Origin of the sequence: Streptomyces sp. SDr-06 (genome assembly GCF_003324565.1) — a bacterium.
Lineage (GTDB): Bacteria > Actinomycetota > Actinomycetes > Streptomycetales > Streptomycetaceae > Streptomyces.
This window is the reverse complement of the sequence record NZ_QOLA01000019.1, coordinates 74,673-92,643: the sequence shown is the minus strand read 5'-3', so window position 1 is coordinate 92,643 and position 17,971 is coordinate 74,673. Positions and strand designations below refer to the sequence as shown.

The following is a 17,971-nucleotide window of genomic DNA, read 5'->3' as shown; positions in this document are numbered from 1 at the left end:
ACATGAGCACCGCCCAGGACCGGAGTACACCGACCCGGAACCACCACCGGGGCATCCCCCTCTTCCGCAACGCCTACGCGCTCATGCTGAACACGGGCATCAGCGCGGTGCTCGGCCTCGGCTTCTGGCTGGTGGCCGCCCGGTACTACACCGACGACGCGGTCGGCCAGGGTTCGGCGGCGATCGCCGCCATGAAGTTCCTCGCCGGGCTCACCGCGCTGACCCTGACCGGGGCGATGGCCCGCTTCATCCCGGTGGCGGGCGCCGCCACCGGCCGTCTCGTCCTGCGCACCTATGCGCTGAGCGCGTGCGTGGTCGGCGCGGCCGCGCTCGTCTTCATGGAGACGCTGGACTTCTGGGGCCCCTCGTACCGGTTCCTGCACGGCCCGTTCAAGGGGCTCGGCTTCGTCGCGGCCGTGATCGCCTGGTCCGTCCTCACCCTCCAGGACGGGGTGCTCACCGGGCTGCGCAGCGCGTTCTGGGTGCCGGTCGGCAACACGGCGTTCTCCGCGGTCAAGCTGCTGCTCCTGGTGGTGATCGCGGCCTCGCTGCCGACCAGCGGCGTCTTCGTGTCGTGGGTGGCCGCGATCGCGGTGTCCGTACTGCCGCTGGGCTGGCTGGTGTTCCGGCGCCTGGTCCCCCGCCATGTGGAGCTCACCGCACGCACCGCCCGGCCGCCGAGCCACCGGGAGCTGGGCCGGTTCCTGGCCGGCGACTACACGGGTTCGCTGTTCGCGCTGGCGGTGGTCTATCTGGTGCCCGTGATCGTGGCCTCCCAGATCAGCTCGGCGGACAACGCGTACTTCTACATCACGGCGACCATGGGCGGCACCGTCGAACTGCTCGCCATCAACATGGGCGCCTCGCTGACCGTCGAGGGCGCGCACGATCCCGAGCGGCTCGGCCGCAACGCGCGGGCCGCGCTGCTGCGCATGATCAAGATCGTGGTGCCGATCTGCGGGTTCCTCTTCGCCTTCGCGCCGCACATCCTGCACGTGTTCGGCGAGGGCTACGCCCGGCATGCCACGCCGCTGCTGCGCTGGCTGGTGGTCGGGGCGCTGCTGCGCGTGGTGATCGAGCTGTACTTCGCGGTGCTCCGCGCACAGAGCCGTACCTCGGGGCTCGCCCTGCTCCAGGGCGCGTTGTGCGTCCTGGTGCTGGGATCGACCCTCGCGCTGCTGCGGCCGCTGGGCCTGACCGGCGTGGGCATCGCGGAGGTGGCGAGCCTGTCGGTGATCGCGGTGGTCGCGGCGGTGAAGCTGTTCCGGGTGCTGCGCTCGGCGGAACCTCAGCGGGTCAGCCAGCGCACCTCGTAGGCGGCCATCGGGAACGACTTTCCGTCGACCTTCGCGTCGATGGACCGGCTCAGGGTGTTCACGACGAGCACGTCCTTGCCGCTCGCCAGCACCCGCACGTTCGGCACGTCGTCGTCGGCGACGGCGACGGCGACGGCGACGGTGGCGAAGCGGGTGCCCGGCGGGAAGGCCCTCGCGAACCTGGAGATCAGCGCGTACATGGGCAACTCCTTGCCCCCGTCGCCCTGTTGGGTCGGTGTCCACAGACAGCCGGGGCACGGACCGCTCCGCTCCTCGGGGCTCCAGTAGAAGGCGGTGCTCACACCGCCGCGTGCCAGGGCCATCATGGCAACGGCCTGGGTGGCGACGCGCCGCTGTTCGCTCCAGCCGGACTTGTCGGGTTCGACGTAGTACTCGGCCCACCACACCGGCAGGCCGCTCTGCTTGCGCACCCACTCGCTGACGGCGGTCAGCTTGTCGGTGGCGCCGAAGGCGTCGGGGAGCATCTGGTTGGTGCGGGTGAAGCCCGCGCCGTCGACCACCGCGAAGTCGGCGCCCTTCTTGTGCTTGTTCCAGTACGTGAAGGCGTCGAGCACCCGCTGGTCGACCGAGCCCCAGGGGCCCTTCAGGGCGGAGGCGTACGACTGGTCCTGCGGCCCGAAGCTGTCCATGACGAGGTAGGGGCCGCCGACCAGGTTCCGCTGGTCGGCCTTCTTCAGCGCGTCGTAGACCTGGTTGTAGAGCTGGGTGTAGCCCTCGTAGTTCCAGCGCTGGGCGGTGTCGTCGTAGAAGCCCTTGAGCTCGTTCCACACGATGAAGTGCCGCACGTCCGGATAGCGCTGGGCCACCTTCGCGGCGAGCGCCGCGAAGTCCTTGTAGTGGGTGGGCAGCGGCGCCGACTCCAGCGCCTGCACGCTCCAGTCCGTCCTGCTCGCCCCGGACCGGCCGCCCTTCATCCAGTCGGGCGCGCAGCACAGGGTGATGACGGGGGTGGCGCCGGTGGAACGGATGTAGCGCACGCGCCGGTCGAGGTCCGAGAAGTCGTACGTGCCGGGCGACGGCTCGGGGTTGCCCGCGCCCCAGCCCATGATCGCCTGGGCCTGCGGCAGGCCCTGTGCCGAGAGCAGGTCCCGGGCGCGCGCCACGGCGTCGTCGTCGCCGGTGTCGGCGCTGTACTGGGTGTGCGTGAAGCCCCAGCCGAGCGCGGGATCGGTGTTGCTCGCGCCGGTCCGGCCGGGGCCTCCCTCGCCCCCGCCCCGGTGCGTACACCCGGCCGTCGCCGCTACGAGACAGAGGACCGTGAAGAGAGCGGTTGCCAGCAGCGCCCGGGTCCCGCGTCTGGGCGACGCCGCGGACCCGCGACTGCGGATGGTGGTTCCCCGATGACGTTCCATCACGAGGGAGCGTATCGGCGGTGGTCCTCATTCCGGCCAGTTTTGCCGGAACGGGGACAGAACCACCCCCATCCATCAACGGGACAAAACACGTGCGCCCACGGGCGTGTTGGCGGATCATGGGCGGCATGTCTACCCCAGAGGCCGCGCTGCCGATCCGGCTCACCATGGACGACAGCGATTCTCCGTCCGATGTCGTCGACGCGCTCTTCCTCGGCCGCTTCGCCACGGGCGAGCAGCCGTTCTCGCACAGCTCCTCCATCGACCGGGTCAAGAAGGGCGTCAGCCTGCTGCCGCCCGCGGCGAAGGTGCTGCGCACCGCCCGCGACGACGACCGCAGCGCGACGCTCGCCGAGGGTGCGGGCTGGACGCTGCTCGTCTCGCGCTGGAACCGGGGCGCGGACGTGACGGTGACCGCGACCAGCGAGGAGCTGGCCGAGCAGGTGCTGAAGCAGGCCACCGAGGGCGCCGAGGACGAGCCGGAGCCGCAGCCCGAGAACGTCACGATGGGCTTCTGGTACGTGTCGCCGCGGCGCGGCCCGCACCGCACGACGCGGCAGATCGCGGCCGGCACCTGGGACGAGGTGCGGCCCAACTACACGGCGCCGGTGGCCGATGCGATGGACCGCCTGATGAAGGTGACCCCGGACGACATCGCGGGCCGCCTGCTCCTGCTCCACGGGCCGCCGGGCACCGGCAAGACCTCGGCGCTGCGCACCCTGGCCCGGTCCTGGCGCGACTGGTGCCAGGTGGACTGCGTGCTCGACCCGGAGCGCCTGTTCAACGACGTCGGCTATCTCATGGACATCGCGATCGGCGAGGACGACGGCAACGCGAAGGGGCGCTGGCGGCTGCTCCTCCTGGAGGACTGCGACGAGCTGATCCGCGGCGAGGCCAAGCACACGGCGGGCCAGGCCCTCTCCCGGCTGCTGAACCTGACCGACGGCCTGCTGGGCCAGGGCCGCAACGTCCTGGTGGGCGTCACCACCAACGAGGACCTGGAGCGGCTGCACCCCGCGGTGGTACGCCCCGGCCGATGCCTCGCCCGCATCGAGGTCGGCCCGCTGACCAGGGCGGAGGCCGTGGGCTGGCTGGGCACGGACGAGGGCATCCCCCGGGACGGCACCACCCTGGCCGAGCTGTACGCCCTGCGCCGCGGCACGTCCCCGGCCTCCCTCCCGGACCAACGCCCCACCCCGGAAGCGGGCTTGTACCTCTAGCCCCCAAGGGCCGCGAGGAACGGCGCGACCGACCACACACGACCCGCACCCGAAGGGAACTGCACCTCCAGCCCGCTCCACACCCAACCCCCAAGGGGCGCGAGGAACGGCGCGACCGGCCACACGCGACCCGCACCCGACCGGACTCACCGCCGGAGGCTTTCGGGAAGGGGCGGGGCGGGGCGAGCCCGCCGCAGGCGCCTGCTTCCCGCGCCTACTTCCCGTACGCCGCCCGCAACGCGTCCTCGACCACCGCACACGCCGCGTCCCGCCCGAGACCGAGCCGCAGCACCTCACCCGCGTACGCGGCCGCCGCAGCCGCGGCGAGCCGCTCGGACGCCTCTCCCGCCGCCGCGACGAACGTCCCGTTGCGCCCCCGGGTCTCGATGACCCCGTCCGCCTCAAGGGCCCGGTACGCCTTGGCCACGGTGTTCGCGGCGAGCCCGAGTTCCTCGGCGAGGCCCCGCACCGTGGGCAGTTTGTACCCGACCGGCAGCCTCCCGGACCGGGCCCGGTCCGCGATCTGGGCGCGCAGTTGCTCGTACGGCGCGGTCGCCGCGCCCTGGTCAATCACGATCTTGAGGGTCACAGACCGATTCTCCCCCGCGCCCGCCCCCGGCGAGAACGCAGGCGCCGCCGTAGTGCGGGGCGACACCTGAAAGGCGGCGTCAGGCCGGTGCCCGCCCGCGGCTCCGGTCGGCCCGCCCGGGCGGTGGCGGCTCCGTCCGGGCGACCGAAAATGGGAGGCGCCCTCCGCGCGGCCCCGCATACCGTGCGAGCGGGCCCGCCCGGAGAACGCCCCGCTTCCGGCGGTCGCCCCTGGACCGCTACCCGATATGCGCCTCGGAGGTACGTCATGTCCCCCAGCTCGGCTGAGGCCGGCACGCTTGTCGATGTCGTCCTGGTCAAGGCCGGACGTACGAAGCTGCGGTACCCGGCGTCGGTGGTGTCCGACGACGGAACCCGGCTGACCGTACGCGCCCCCTGGGCGGCCGAGGGAACCCGTGACTTCGGCTTCGTCCGGTTCGAAGCGGGCGACGTGTTCACCGAGCACTACTGGCGCGACCGCTGGTACTCGGTGAAGGAGGTGCGCGACGCCGACTCGGTGCTCAAGGGCTGGTACTGCGACATCACCCGGCCCGCGGTGCTGCGGAACGCCGAGCTGATCTCCGAGGACCTCGACCTCGACCTCTGGGTCTCGGCCGACGGCGCGAGCATACTGCGCCTGGACGAGGACGAGTTCGCCGAGAGCGGCCTGTCCGAGAGCGACCCCGAGGCGGCGGCCCGCGCCGTGGCAGCGCTGGACGAGCTCGAACTCCTGGCGAAACTCGGCAAGTTCACGGCGCTGATCGACTGACGGCTCGGGGCCCCGCAACCGCCGCTCCAGGGAGGGCCGTTCACAGCGCGGCTCGGCGTTGGGCGAGGTGAGGCGCTCGACGCGCAGGCCCCTGTCACCCCGCCCCGCACCACCGCGACACGTTGCCCCGACCGTGCCGGGCCCCTGCCCCTCAGCCCGCCTCGCGCGGGCCGAGCGTCTTGCGGTAGTGGAGCCGGTCGTAGCGCCCTTCCACCCGGCGCTCGACCATCTCGTACCCGTAGCGCGGATAGATCTTCTGGTTCTCCCACATCATCGCGTTGGTGTAGAGCCGGACTTCGGGCAGGCCGAGCGCCCGCGCGTGCTCGTCCACGAAGTGCAGCAACCGGCGTCCGAGGCCCGTGCCCTTGACGTCCGGGTGGACGGAGATCGAGTCGAGGAAGAGATGGTCCGGCTCCGCGACGAGGACCAGGACCCCGACCACCGGATCTCCGGTCACGAACACCCGCCCCGCGGCGACGTTCGCGGCGTGGTCGGCCTCCATGGGGACGGGCACGACCCCGATCCGTTCGACATACGGGCGGTAGGCGGCATCGGTGACCTCCTTCACGCGGGGCACGTCGTCCGGGGTCGCAAGGCGGATCTCATCGCTCATGGGGCCACGGTACGTGGCGGACGGGCCCGTTCTTAATCGCCTCTGAGTGGGTCCTTAACTCGACCATAAAGATCGCCATCCCCCGCTTCCAGCAGGGGATATCGCGGTGGGGCGGGGCTAGCGTGCTGATCGCCGGACGGGACATCCGGCACCCCCACACCCCACGCCCGTGCACCATCGAAGGAGTACGTCACGATGACCTTCCCCCAGCTCTCCACCGCGTTCGAGCAGCGGGGACCCCGTCGGCGCAGGGCCGCCGTCGTCGCCGCGCTCGGCTTCACGCCGCTCGCCCTCACCGGGCTCGCGGCCGGGCCCGCCGCCGCGCACGGCTCGATGACGGACCCGGTCAGCCGGGTCTCGGCCTGCTACGCCGAGGGCCCGGAGAGCCCCAAGTCGGCCGCGTGCAAGGCCGCCGTCGCGGTCAGCGGCGCGCAGGCCTTCTACGACTGGAACGCGGTGAACATGGCCAACGCCGCCGGCAGGTCCAAGGAGATCATCCCGGACGGCCGTCTGTGCAGCGGCGGCAACGACAAGTACAAGGGCCTGGACCTGGCCCGCGCCGATTGGCCCGCCACCAAGCTCTCCGCGGGCAGCCACACCTTCCACTACAAGGGAACGGCGCCCCACAAGGGCTCGTTCGCGCTGTACATCACCAAGGTCGGCTACGACCCGTCGAAGCCGCTGAAGTGGTCGGACCTGGAGGCGACGCCGTTCGCCGAGGTCACCGACCCGCCCATGCGAGGTGGCGACTACGTCTTCGAGGGAAAGATCCCGGCCCGCTCCGGCCGCCACCTCATCTATTCGATCTGGCAGCGTTCGGACAGCCCCGAGGCGTTCTACACCTGCTCCGACGTGGTGTTCGGCAAGGACAGCGGCACGGCGGGCGCCCCGGCGCCGACGGCCTCCGCGCCCACCGAGCAGGAGATCGCCGACGGCGCGGCCAAGTCGACCGTCCAGCACCACCACGGCGACGCCACCACGGGCACCCGGCCGAGCGCGGCCCCGGTCGCGGGGGCCGACGCCGCGGGCAACAATCCGCAGGCGGACGGGGCCGCGGCCACCCCGGTCGGCTCGACCGGGACCCCCGGCACGCAGAACCTCGCCGAGACCGGGGGCGACAGCAGCACCCGGTACCTCGCCCTGGCGGGCGCGGGCGCGATCGCGATCGGTGCCGCGGCGCTCTTCGCGACGCTGCGCCGCAAGGCCGTGGCGGGCGGCCGGCACGGCCGCTGAACCGCACGCGCGTGCCGCCCCTCCCGGATGCCGGGAGGGGCGGCCGCGCAGGGAAGCGGGTTCCGACGCGGAGTCAGCCGATGGCGGAGGCGCAGGTGGTGGGGGTCGCATGCGCCGGGTCTAGCGCGTTGCCGACCTCGTGGTAGGTCACGCGGTCGGTGAGGCCGATCGCCACGTGTTCGGAGAGGTCGGCGGCGCACTTGTCCTGGATGAGGACGTTGTTGACGTCCGGGCCGTTCAGGAACGCCGACCGGTAGGGGGTGACCACCTCGTCGTACTTCGTGGCGATGACCGTGTAGTGGACTCCGGGGACGGTGTCGCCGCCCTGGTTGAGCCGGGTGACGAAGGGCGACCCCGCCATCTGATCGGCGAGGCCGGGGGTGGCGAGCGTCAGCAAATCCTGGGCACCGGGGAAGTACGGCAGGAGCTTGGTGAGACCGTCGAGGGTGGTGCCGTGGTTGTCGGGGGCGATCCCGACGAGGGCGTTGACCTTGGAGGCACCGCCGAGGAACTTCAGGTACCAGCGCGGCATCATGCCGCCCTGGGAGTGGCCGACCAGGTCGGCCTTGGGGGCACCGGTCGCGGCGAGCACCTTGTCGACGTAACCCGAGAGCTGTGCCGCCGACTTGTCGATGGGACCGAGGCCGTCGAACAGCGGCACACCGGGAAGCTGACCGTAGTCGAGGGAGAAGACGCAGTACCCGCGGTCGACCAGGTACGGGGCGAGGGCCAGCCAGTTGTCGGTGCCGTTGCCGAAGGTGCCGTGCACGAGGACGACGGGCCGGGGGTGGGCGGCGGACGGTTTGCAGGAGTAGTCGTTCCAGCCACTGCTCGGCGCGGACTGGGCGTGGGCGGCGGTGGCGGGGGCGAGCGAGGCCGCGGCGGCCAGCAGCAGCGCCGAGAGCGGTCTGAGCACACGTTTCCAGGGCAGCATCGGGTGATCTCCTTGCGGCTCAAGGGAGTTGCGACGGAGGGGGTGCCCTGCGGCCCGGACCACAAGTGAGGTGCCGTACTGGGTGCGTACGGGCGTGCTCACGCCAAATTACGTACGGGTAGCCCAGGAGTGAAGTTACGCGTCAGTAAAAAACTGTCGCGTCGCTGGTTCACCCCTCTCGCGGCGGCTCGGGGCGCCCTGACGCCGCTTTGCCCGTACGACCCCGGGGCGCCGCCCAGGGCCCCGCCGCCCACTGCCGGATGGCCCCGCACCGCCCCCGGCTCAGCCCCGGTCCGCGGCCCCGCTCCCGAGCAGGGGGCCCAGAGCGGTGGCGATCTCCGAGGCGAGGGACTCGTTCACCGGTGCGTGGCCGCTGAGCAGGCGGTACCACATCACGCCGAAGGCGAAGTCGACGGCCAGGTCGAGCGACGCGGCGCCGCCCGGCCTCAACTGGCCGCTCGTCACGCCCCGTTCGAGGATGTCGCGCAGGGCCGCACGGCGCGGTGCGATCACCTCTTCCTGGAGGCGACGGGCGAGCGAGGCGTCCGCCTGCGCGTCCGCCATCAGCCCGACCACCGCCCGGCCGACGGCGCCGCGCGTGAGCCGGAAGGTGTGGCCGAGCAGTTCCTCGACATCGCGGTACACGTCGCCGGTGTCCGGGAAGAGCTGGGCTGGACTGCGGTGCGGCAGCTCGGTCAGCACTTCGAGCAGGACGTCCTGCTTGGTGGGCCACCAGCGGTAGACGGTCTGCCGGCCGACCTGGGCCTCGTCCGCGATGCCCTTGATCGTCAACTCTTGGTAGCCGTCCCGGCGGCAGAGCTCCAGCGCGGCGTCGAGGACGGAGCGCCTGGCCGCCTCGCTGCGGGGGCGCCCGCGAGGTGGGGCGCCGTCCGCGAGCCCGTCCGCCGATCCGTTCTCGATTTTCCTCATGCGAGCAGTTTACAAGACACGCTGCCTCGGAATACTCTTTACGAGACAGTGAGCCTCGAAAAGCACAACAGCCCGTACGACAGGGCCTGGAAGGACTGCACCATGAACGAGCGAGTGGTGATCGTCGGCGGCACCTCCGGCATCGGCCTGGCGACCGCGCGCCGCCTCCTGGGCGAAGGCAGGGATGTGGTCGTCACCGGCCGCGACCCCGAACGGCTGCAGGCCGCCGTGGACGAACTGACCGCGCTCGACGGCACTTCGGGAACGGCGAGCGGTGCGGTGGTGGACGCGCGGGACGAGGCGGCCACCAGGGAGTTCTTCGCGGGGCTCGGCCGGGTGGACCATGTGGTCGTGGCCGCGACCGGCTCCACGGCCGCCGGGCCGTTCCGCTCGGTGTCGACGGACGCGCTGCGCGCGGCGGCCGAAGGCAAGCTGATCGCGCACAGTCTCACCGCGCGGTCCGCGCTCGACGTCCTGTCCCCCACCGGGTCGATCACCTTCGTGACGGCGGCCTCGGCGGGCGCGGCGATGCCCGGCACGGCCGGTCTGGCCGCGGTCAACGCCTCGGTGGCGGCCATGGTCCCGGTGCTGGCGGTGGAGCTGGCCCCGGTCCGCTTCAACGCGGTGTCCCCGGGGGTCGTGGACACCCCGTGGTGGGACTGGATGGACGCCGAAGCCAAGGCGGAGACGTTCGCGGCGTACGCCAAGTCCACCCCGGCCGGCCGCACCGGTCGCCCGGAGGACATCGCGGACGCGATCTCCTTCCTGGTGGGCAACAGCTTCACGACAGGCGTCGTTCTGACGGTGGACGGAGGTGCCCGCCTGGCCTCGGGGGCGTGAACCGGGGGGGCCGTGGGGCGGCGCCGTCCGCCGCGCCCGTTCCTCTCAACTCCGGTTCATTTGTCGGGAGTTCGCAACGACGCGCCCCCGGGCGTCCCGGTCCGGTGACTTCACGATGGGTATCAGCCCCCTCGCGGTACGTTCACGGCGAGTGCCACTGCCTTGGGGGGAACCATGCGCAAGATCCTGCTCGCGACCGCTGCCACCGCCTGTCTCGCCCTGACCGCGTGCGGTCCCGGAGGGGGCGGCTCGACCGGCAAACCGTCCGCCTCCCAGCCCACGGGTGGGCCACCGTCCGCCTCGACGCCCGCGCCCGGCGGCACCCCTGGAGGCGACTCCACCACACCGAGTCCGGACCCCGGCTCCGGCCAGGCCGCTCTGCCGCTCGGCGAGCCGTCCCGCACTGTGGGGACCAAGCTCGTCGGCATCCTGGAGATCACACCCACGACCGTCGTCTACACCAAGGAGGGGAATGGAACGACCTCACGATTCGGCACCTTCGCCGTCATCACGACCAAGGACGCCTCGCTGACCGCGAACGCCGCGGACGAGGAGCCCGCGAGCGCCAACGGGACGAAGGGAGGCTGGCGTTGGGTGGCCGCCAACGGGCAGAGCGTACCCGAGGGCAATGGCGCCGCGTACAAGGTCCTCGTGACCGGGTACCACGGGGTCGGCAAGATCGAGCCGGGCACCTCCCAGCTGCGCTCCGAGGTGTTCGACCTGACACCGGAGCAGGCCAGGGCGGGCGGCACGCTGGTCTACACGGACGCCACCAGGTCCGAGAACCGCTGGAGGATCCCGGCGGTCGACTCCGGGCCGCAGGCGGCCGACGTCAAGAAGCGGCTGGCTTCCTGAACGCGCGCCGACCGGTGCGTCCCTCGCGGACCGAGGGGTATGACGGGCGTCCGGGTTAGCCCGGCCCTCAAGGTTCAGGCGGCGGCCGCGAGCGTTCCGGGAACGATGGCCCGGGGGCCGAACTTGGCGCGGGCCCGGTCGGCCACCGCCTCGATGCGGCGCGACCGCTCGTCCTGGGGGTCGAACGTGAGCTGATGCGCGGCGAGTTCGGCCGCCACCAGCCCCTCCGCCCGTAGTGAGATGCCGCGCACCCTGGCACGCTGCAGGCCGAGGGCCGCGTGGAGGGCGTACGCCGGCTCGGCCAGCGCGGGCGAGTGGGCCGAGGGCTCGCGCAGGTTGCGGGTCCGGGTGGTGCGGGACCGGTCGGCGTAGCGCACGGTGAGGCTGAGGGAGCGACACACCTGGCCGGTGCCGCGCAGCCGGACGCCGAGTTCCTCCGCGAGGCAGAGCAGCGCGCGGCGGTGGCGTACGGGGTCCACCTCGTCGCGGGGGAAGGAGCGTTCGGCGGCCAGCGAGGGCGCGGAGGCGTGCGGCGTCACGGGGGTGCGGTCGATGCCGCGGGCACGCTCCTGGAGTTCGCGCCCGGCCCTGGCGCCGAGGATCCGCTGGACGGTGCCCGGCGGTGCCTGGGCGAGGCGGCCCGCGGTGTCGAGTCCGTACGCGCAGAGGGTGCCGGCGGTGGCGCGTCCGATGCCGTCCAGCGCGCGGACCGGCTGTGCGGCGAGGTAGCGGTCCACCTCGTCCGGGCGCACGGTCCGGGTGGTGCCGGGTCGGGTGCCCCTGGCCGCCATCCTGGCCAGCATCGGGTTGGGCGCGAGCCCGATGGCGCAGTCCAGGCCGAAGTGGGCGAGCGCGCGGACCCGCAGGACCGCGGCCAGCTGTCCGGAGTCCCGGCCGAAGTACTTCTCGGCGCCGCCCAGGTCGGCGAGCAGTGCGTCGGGCGGGAGCGCCTGGACCACCGGCGTGAGGCCCTCGGCCAGCGCGACCAGAGGGGGAAGCGCCGTTTCGTCCATCGGAAGGAGGTGGAACCGTGCACAGAGGATCATCCCGCGCTCCCGGGGCTGGAGTGCCACAACTTGCGCCCCGTGGCGGCCTGTTCACCGGCCGGTCGCAGGTCGGCCCAGGGATGCAGTTCGTAGCCGGTGGACAGGTGGATGCGGCGGTCGTGGCCGGCCGGTGCGGCGGCGGCCCCGCTCGCCGGGGCGGGCTCGGTGTCCGTGGTGGGCTCGGGCGGGCTCGCCAGGCGGTCCGAGACCGCGTCCAGGCCGCCCGCGCGGCGCAGTTCGACGAGGTCGGCGAGGTTCCAGGCGCGGGCGCCCACCACGCCGAGGCTGCGCGGGCCGCGTCGCTGCACCACGCCTCGCACCAGGAGCAGCCAGGAGTGGAAGACGGTGTAGGCGCAGGCGTCGTGGCTGTCGTCGAAGAAGGCCAGGTCCACCAGGCCCGTGCCGTCGTCCAGGGTGCTGAAGACGACCCGCCTGCCGGAGCGGACCGGCGGGGTCTGGGTGGCGGCCTTGGCGCCCGCGACCAGGACGGTCTGGCCGTCCTCGGCCGCGCGCAGTTGCTTGGCGGAGAGGACGCCGAGTTCGTTCAGGAACGCCCGGTGGTCGTCCATGAGGTGGCGGGAGGCGTCCATGCCGAGGACGCCGAGTTCGGCGCTGAGCCGTTCCGCGCCGTCCAGGTCGGGCAGCCCCGTACCGGCCGTCAACAGTCCGCCGTCCAGCGGGAGTTGGCCTCCTGCGGCGCGAGGGGCGCCGTGGAGTTCGGACAGGTGGAGCAGGAGGTCGCGCCGGTTGGCGCCGAACGCGTCGAGCGCGCCGATCCGGGCGAGCCGTTCGGCGACCGGCCGGCCGGGCCTGGCCCGCTGCCAGAAGTCGGGCAGCGAGGCGTAGGGCCGGCCCGCCTCGATCCGGTCGCTCTCGGCCTCGCTGATTCCGTGGACGTCGCGGAGGGCGAGCCGCACCCCCCATTTACTGGACACCAGTTCGATTCTGTGGGTGACGGAGGACCGGTTCACGTCCACCGGCAGGATCGGCACCCCGCGCCTGCGCGCGTCCGCGAGCAGCAGGCGCTTCGGGTACATCCCGGGGTCGTGGGTGAGCAGCCCGGCGTAGAAGGCGGCCGGGTGGTGGGCCTTGAGCCAGGCCGACTGGTAGGTGGGTACGGCGAAGGCCACGGCGTGCGCCTTGCAGAAGCCGTACGAGCCGAACGCCTCGACGATCTCCCAGGTGTGGGCGATCACCTCGGGCGAGTAGCCCCGTTCCTGGGCGCGTTGGGCGAACCAGACCTTGACGCGCGCCTGGGACCCGGGGTCGGACAGCCCGCGCCGCACCCGGTCGGCCTCGCCCCGGCCGCAGCCGGTCATGACGTCCACGATCTCGATGATCTGCTCGTGGAAGACGACCACGCCGTAGGTGTCGCGCAGCGCGTCCGCCAGGTCGGGGTGCGGGAGGCGGACCGGTGCCCGCCCGTGCCGGGCCTCGATGAAGGGCCGCACCATGTCGGCCGCGACCGGCCCGGGACGGAACAGCGAGATGTCGACCACGAGGTCGTGGAAGGTGGACGGCTGGAGCCGCCCGACCAGGTCGCGCTGGCCCGGCGACTCGATCTGGAAACAGCCGAGCGTCTCGGCGGACCGGATGAGCCGGTACGTCTCCGCATCGCCCGGCGGCACCTGCGCCGGGTCGTCGAGGTCCAGCCGCTCGCCCGTCGCCCGGCCGATCTCGGCGACCGCGTGGGCCATCGCGGACTGCATCCGCACGCCCAGGACGTCCAGCTTGAGCAGCCCGAGCTCCTCCACGTCCTCCTTGTCGAACTGGGACATCGGAAACCCGTCGCCGCTGGTGGGCACCACGGGGGTGCGGCGCAGCAGGGAGGCGTCCGAGAGCAGCACGCCGCACGGGTGCATGGCCACGCCGCGCGGCAGGGCGTCCAGGGCCTCGACGAGCTCCCAGAGCCTGCCGTACTGGTCCATCTCCCCGGCCAGGGACCGGAGTTCGGGAAGTTCCCGCAGCGCGGTGCGGGCGTCGCGGGCCCGGATGTGCGGGAAGGACTTGGCGATCTTGTCGAGCACCGCCGGGTCCATGGACAGCGCGGCGCCCACGTCGCGGATGGCGTGCCGCACCCGGTAGGTCTCGGGCATGGCGACCGTGGCGACCCGCTCGGTGCCGAAGCGGTCGATGATCGCGCGGTAGACGTCGAGCCTGCGGGCGGACTCCACGTCGATGTCGATGTCGGGCAGCACCGGCCGCCGCTTGGACAGGAAGCGCTCCATCAGGAGCCCGTTCTCGACGGGGTCGGCGTGCGCGATGCCGAGGAGGTGGTTGACGAGCGAGCCCGCGCCGGAGCCGCGCGCGGCCACCCGGATGCCCATCTCCCGTACGTCGTCGACGACTTGGGCCACGGTGAGGAAGTACGAGGCGTACCCCCAGTGCGCGATGATGTCCAGCTCGTGATGCATCCGCTCCCAGTACGCGCGCCGGCCCGCATGGCCGCGCAGCACCATCCCGGCGGCGGCCCGGGAGGCGAGGACCCGCTGCGGGGTGCGGTGGGCAGCGCCGACGAGGTGGGGCTCGGGATAGCTGACGGTGCCCATGCCGAGGTTGCCCTCGGGGTCGACGAGGCACTCGGCGGCGGTCTGTTCGGTCATGGCGAGCAGCCGGTGGGCCACGTCGCGCCGCCAACCGGCCGCCTCCGCGACCCGCTCGGCGATCTTGAACATGCCGCCCGGGTCCTTGAGCCAGCGCTCGCCGCTGTCGAACGGCGCCCGCACCGGCACCAGCCGCCGCGCGGCGTCGAGCACGTCGGCGACCGGGCCCTGCCCGGGGTCGGCGTACCGCACGGCGTTGGTCAGCACGGCGCGTACGCCCTGTTCGGCGGCGAAGCCGACGGTCCGCGCGGCGAGCCGCAGCGAGCCGGGGCCCGTGCCGCGGAGCCCGTGGTGGACGGCTTCGAGGCGGAGCGCGTCGCCGAAGAGCTCCCGCCAGGGGGCGAGCAGGGTCGCGGCACGGTCGGGGCGGCCCGCGCCGAGCGCGCGGCCGATCTCGGAGGCCGGGCCGAGCAGCACGGTGAGCCCGTGGGCGGGCAGTTCGGAGCGGGGCAGGAGCGGGCGGCCCTCGGCGGTGTGCGCGGCGCTGACCAGGCGGCAGAGCTCGGCCCAGCCGTCCGCGCCGTCACGGGCGAGGAAGGTGGCCCGGGGGGCGGACTCGTCGACGAACGCCCCGCCCCGTACGGGCGTGCGCCGTCGGGTCCGCCCCCGGGCGGGCCCCGTTTCCCCGAGGAGTTCCGGCACGGCCAGGTCGGCCCCGAACAGCGGCCTGATGCCCGCCTCGGCGCAGGCCTTGGCAAAGCGGACCGCGCCCGCGAGGGTGTCCCGGTCGGTCAGTGCGAGGGCGTCCATGCCGCGTTCGGCGGCACGTTCGGCCAGCCGCTCCGGGTGGGAAGCCCCGTACCGCAGGGAGAACCCCGAAGCGGTGTGCAGATGCGTGAAGCCGGGCACCCGCACCTCCTGACCAGTCCGTTCTCACCTCCCCCTCCTTCCACCATAGACCAATTTCGAACGCGTGTGCGATAACAGGCGAGCAGCCGCCTGCCGGGCGGGTCCGGCAGGCGGTCGCGGGGTCAGGCCGTGGCGCTCGTGATCACCGCGAACGGGGCGCCGAACGGGTCGAGCAGCATCGCGATCCGCCCCACCCGCTCGATGTCGACGGCCGGGATGATGACGGTCGCGCCGAGCCCGGCGGCACTGGCCACCGTGGCGTCGCAGTCCTCGACCTCGAAGTACGGGTGCCATTCGGAGGTCGACCCGGCGTCCAGGTTCTGCTGGGGCAGCTGCATGAGGCCGCCGTGCATGGTCTGCTCGCCGCCGCCGGCCGGTCCGGTGATGGTGTAGACGACGTCCTCGCCCATGGGCATGTCCCGGCTCTCCCACGACAGGACGCTGCCATAGAAGGCCTTCGCCGTCGCGGCGTCGGTGGTGTACAGCTCGATCCAGCTGACGCTGCCGGGCTCGTTGACCAGCTCCAGGCCATCGGTGTCCCCCGGCTCCCACACGGCGAACTCGGCACCCGTCGGGTCGGTGAAGCCGGCCATCCGCCCGGCCGTGAAGACCTGCGACGGCGGGACGCGGACGGTGCCGCCCGCCTGCTCGACCGCCTTGGCGGTGGCGTCGGCGTCCACCGTGCGGAAGTACACCGTCCAGGCGGACCTCGCACCCTCGTCGGTCAGCGGGCCGATGGCGGCCAGTGTCCTGCCGCCCTGCTGCAGGAAGCCGTAGCCCCCGGCCTCCGGCCCCGCGGACTGGAACCGCCAGCCGAACAGGCTGGTGTAGAAGGAGACGGCGGCGTCGATGTCGGGGGTCCCCAGGTCGAGCCAGTTCAGCCCGCCCGGTACCTGCGTGGAGGTCAGCATGAGGTGCTCCTGTCGCGTGGGTCGGCCGCTCCGGGACGTGGGCCCCGGAAGCCTTGAACCCAGCGTGGCAGCGGGCACCCGCCCCCGACAGCCGGACGCCCCGGCTCAGCCATTCGGCCCCGCACCGACTGCGTGAACGCACCGTGCGGCAGAGCGTAGGGGCATGACTTTCGTCGACGAGGTGAAGAACGCCGTCACCGTGCGGGCCGCCCTTCTGGTCATCGGCGTACTGGGGCTGATGGTCGCCTTCATCGCGTCCTACGCGGGCGCCTTCCACAGCCCGAAGCCCCAGGACATCCCGTTCGCCGTGGTCGCTCCCCCGCAGGTCAGCGGGCAGCTCACGCAGAAGCTGGGCGCGCTGCCCGGCGATCCGCTGGACGTACGGACGGCCAAGGACGAGGCCGACGCCGCCCGGCAGGTGCGCGACCGCCGGATCGACGGGGCCCTGATCGTCGACCCCCGGGGCACCACCGACAGGGCGCTGGTGGCCAGCGGCGGCGGGGCGTCGCTCGCACAGGCGGTGGAGGCGATCGTGACGGGCGCCGAGAAGGCGCAGCAGCGCACCGTGAAGGTGGAGGACATCGCCCCCGCCGCGGCGGGCGACTCCCGCACCCTGTCCTCGTTCTACCTCGTCGTCGGCTGGTGCGTGGGCGGCTATCTGTGCGCCGCGATCCTCGCGATCAGCGCGGGCGCCCGGCCCGCCAACACCCATCGGGCGCTGATCCGGCTCGCGGTGCTCGCGGTGTACTCGATCGCCGCCGGGCTGCTCGGCTCGCTCATCATCGGCCCGGTGCTCGGCGCGCTGCCCGGCAGCTACCTCGGGCTCGCCGGGCTGGGCGCGCTCGTCGTGTTCGCGGTGGGCGCCACCACCCTCGCCCTGCAGGGGCTCGCCGGGGTGGTCGGCATCGGTCTGGCGATCCTGGTCGTCGTCGTGCTCGGCAACCCGAGTGCGGGCGGCGCCTATCCGTATCCGCTGCTGCCGCCGTTCTGGCGGACGATCGGGCCGGGGCTGCCGCCGGGCGCGGGCACCTGGGCGGCCCGCTCCATCGCGTACTTCCGGGGCGAGTCGATCAGCGGTCCGCTCCAGGTGCTCTCGATCTGGGCCGTGCTCGGCGCCGTCGTCACCGTGGTCCTGGCCGGGCTGCGGCGGGACCGCGCCGAGAGACCGGTGGGCGGATGAACATCCCCCGCCGCTCGGGCCCGGCCGAACAGGCCTTCTCCGTAAGACGGATGGAGCCGAGCGCGCAGGCGCAGCTCGGTCCGCTCGGCCTGACCGGGTTCATCGTGGTCACCACCATCGCCACCGGCATCGACGCCGGTGTCTTCCCCGAGAAGCTCGTGGCGTCCGTGGTGCCGCTGGTCGGCTTCTTCATCGGTGGCCTGGCCCAGCTGCTCGCCGGGCTCTTCCAGGCCCAGCGCGGCGACACCTGGCACGCCACGGTCTTCGGCGGATTCGGGGTGTTCTGGATGGCGAAGGCGCTGATGCTCCAGTGGGTGCTGCCGGGGCTCGACCCGTCGCTGCGCGGCGACGCGATGGGAGTGTTCACGCTGCCCTGGGTGTTCGTGGTGTTCGTCCTGTGGCTGGGCAGCTTCCGGATCCATCTGGCGCTGCTGTCCACCTTCACCTGCGTCCTGGTGGTGTTCGTCGGGCTCGTGTGCAACGGGTTCACCGGAGACGTGATCTGGAACCGGATCGCGGGCTGGGCGGGGCTGTGCGCGGCGCTGGGCGCCACCTATCTGCTGGCGGGCCAGATCCTGGCCTCGACCTGGGGCCGTCCGGTGCTGCCGATGGGCCGCTTCCTGGCGCCGCCAGACCATCCGGAGACGTGAGACGCAGGACGGTGGACGGGGCCGCCCCGCGCGAGAACGGCGCGGGGCGGCCCTGGGCGTG

The 17,971-nt window shown here is 72.8% G+C and carries 15 protein-coding genes and 1 pseudogene; 8 read left to right on the top strand and 8 right to left on the bottom strand.

What is annotated here, in order from left to right; translation table 11 throughout:
* Positions 1-2: 2 nt before the first annotated feature.
* Positions 3-1,283 (top strand): annotated as a pseudogene (locus DT019_RS29785) (lipopolysaccharide biosynthesis protein); the annotation flags it as partial.
* 5 nt (positions 1,284-1,288) lie between these two features.
* On the opposite strand, the gene DT019_RS29780 reads toward DT019_RS29785, so the two are convergent.
* On the bottom strand, positions 1,289-2,689 hold the full coding sequence (locus DT019_RS29780; protein WP_114040051.1) for a xylan 1,4-beta-xylosidase: 1,401 nt from the start codon (positions 2,687-2,689) through the stop codon (positions 1,289-1,291).
* A 119-nt stretch (positions 2,690-2,808) separates the two neighbouring features.
* On the opposite strand from DT019_RS29780, the gene DT019_RS29775 reads away from it, so the two are divergent.
* Complete coding sequence (locus DT019_RS29775; protein WP_411292749.1) at positions 2,809-3,909, top strand: DUF5925 domain-containing protein; 1,101 nt, start codon at positions 2,809-2,811, stop codon at positions 3,907-3,909.
* 214 nt (positions 3,910-4,123) lie between these two features.
* Here the strand turns inward: DT019_RS29775 and DT019_RS29770 are convergent, their stop codons facing one another.
* Complete coding sequence (locus DT019_RS29770) at positions 4,124-4,498, bottom strand: GntR family transcriptional regulator (RefSeq protein WP_189390048.1); 375 nt, start codon at positions 4,496-4,498, stop codon at positions 4,124-4,126.
* 267 nt (positions 4,499-4,765) lie between these two features.
* Between DT019_RS29770 and DT019_RS29765 the strand changes: the two genes are divergently transcribed.
* Complete coding sequence (locus DT019_RS29765) at positions 4,766-5,266, top strand: DUF402 domain-containing protein (RefSeq protein WP_114040049.1); 501 nt, start codon at positions 4,766-4,768, stop codon at positions 5,264-5,266.
* A 151-nt stretch (positions 5,267-5,417) separates the two neighbouring features.
* On the opposite strand, the gene DT019_RS29760 is transcribed toward DT019_RS29765, so the two are convergent.
* A complete protein-coding gene (locus tag DT019_RS29760; protein ID WP_114040048.1) occupies positions 5,418-5,879 on the bottom strand; it encodes a GNAT family N-acetyltransferase in 462 nt (153 codons plus the stop codon).
* A gap of 195 nt (positions 5,880-6,074) precedes the next feature.
* On the opposite strand from DT019_RS29760, the gene DT019_RS29755 reads away from it, so the two are divergent.
* Positions 6,075-7,112: a lytic polysaccharide monooxygenase gene (locus DT019_RS29755; RefSeq protein WP_114040047.1), complete on the top strand. Its 1,038-nt coding sequence runs from the start codon at positions 6,075-6,077 to the stop codon at positions 7,110-7,112.
* Between the two features lie 73 nt (positions 7,113-7,185).
* On the opposite strand, the gene DT019_RS29750 is transcribed toward DT019_RS29755, so the two are convergent.
* Entirely contained in the window at positions 7,186-8,046 is an 861-nt protein-coding gene (locus DT019_RS29750) for an esterase/lipase family protein (protein ID WP_114040046.1), read from the bottom strand.
* Between the two features lie 282 nt (positions 8,047-8,328).
* Positions 8,329-8,976 carry a TetR/AcrR family transcriptional regulator gene (locus DT019_RS29745; RefSeq protein WP_114040045.1) on the bottom strand — a complete coding sequence of 216 codons (648 nt, stop codon included), beginning with the start codon at positions 8,974-8,976 and terminating at the stop codon, positions 8,329-8,331.
* A 102-nt stretch (positions 8,977-9,078) separates the two neighbouring features.
* Here DT019_RS29745 and DT019_RS29740 point away from each other — a divergent pair, with 102 nt between their 5' ends.
* Complete coding sequence (locus tag DT019_RS29740; protein WP_114040044.1) at positions 9,079-9,816, top strand: SDR family oxidoreductase; 738 nt, start codon at positions 9,079-9,081, stop codon at positions 9,814-9,816.
* Between the two features lie 174 nt (positions 9,817-9,990).
* Positions 9,991-10,671, top strand: a complete 681-nt coding sequence (locus DT019_RS40805) for a hypothetical protein (RefSeq protein ID WP_114040043.1) — start codon at positions 9,991-9,993, stop codon at positions 10,669-10,671.
* Between the two features lie 74 nt (positions 10,672-10,745).
* Here the strand turns inward: DT019_RS40805 and DT019_RS29730 are convergent, their stop codons facing one another.
* The 3 genes from DT019_RS29730 to DT019_RS29720 all read right to left on the bottom strand — a co-directional run bounded on the left by DT019_RS29730 (position 10,746) and on the right by DT019_RS29720 (position 16,080).
* Positions 10,746-11,717 (bottom strand): hypothetical protein, encoded by a 972-nt coding sequence (locus DT019_RS29730; protein WP_114040042.1) that lies wholly within the window; start codon positions 11,715-11,717, stop codon positions 10,746-10,748.
* Positions 11,714-15,169 (bottom strand): DNA polymerase III subunit alpha, encoded by a 3,456-nt coding sequence (locus DT019_RS29725; protein WP_114040041.1) that lies wholly within the window; start codon positions 15,167-15,169, stop codon positions 11,714-11,716. Before DT019_RS29725 ends, DT019_RS29730 begins: the two co-directional genes overlap by 4 nt.
* A gap of 122 nt (positions 15,170-15,291) precedes the next feature.
* Positions 15,292-16,080, bottom strand: a complete 789-nt coding sequence (locus tag DT019_RS29720; protein WP_114040040.1) for a VOC family protein — start codon at positions 16,078-16,080, stop codon at positions 15,292-15,294.
* A gap of 163 nt (positions 16,081-16,243) precedes the next feature.
* Here DT019_RS29720 and DT019_RS29715 point away from each other — a divergent pair, with 163 nt between their 5' ends.
* The gene (locus DT019_RS29715; protein WP_114040039.1) at positions 16,244-17,260 is read left to right on the top strand and encodes an ABC transporter permease; all 1,017 of its coding nucleotides are present in this window, start codon (positions 16,244-16,246) and stop codon (positions 17,258-17,260) included.
* Complete coding sequence (locus DT019_RS29710; protein WP_114040038.1) at positions 17,257-17,910, top strand: acetate uptake transporter; 654 nt, start codon at positions 17,257-17,259, stop codon at positions 17,908-17,910. The genes DT019_RS29715 and DT019_RS29710 overlap by 4 nt, the downstream gene beginning before the upstream one ends.
* The last annotated feature ends 61 nt before the right edge of the window (positions 17,911-17,971 follow it).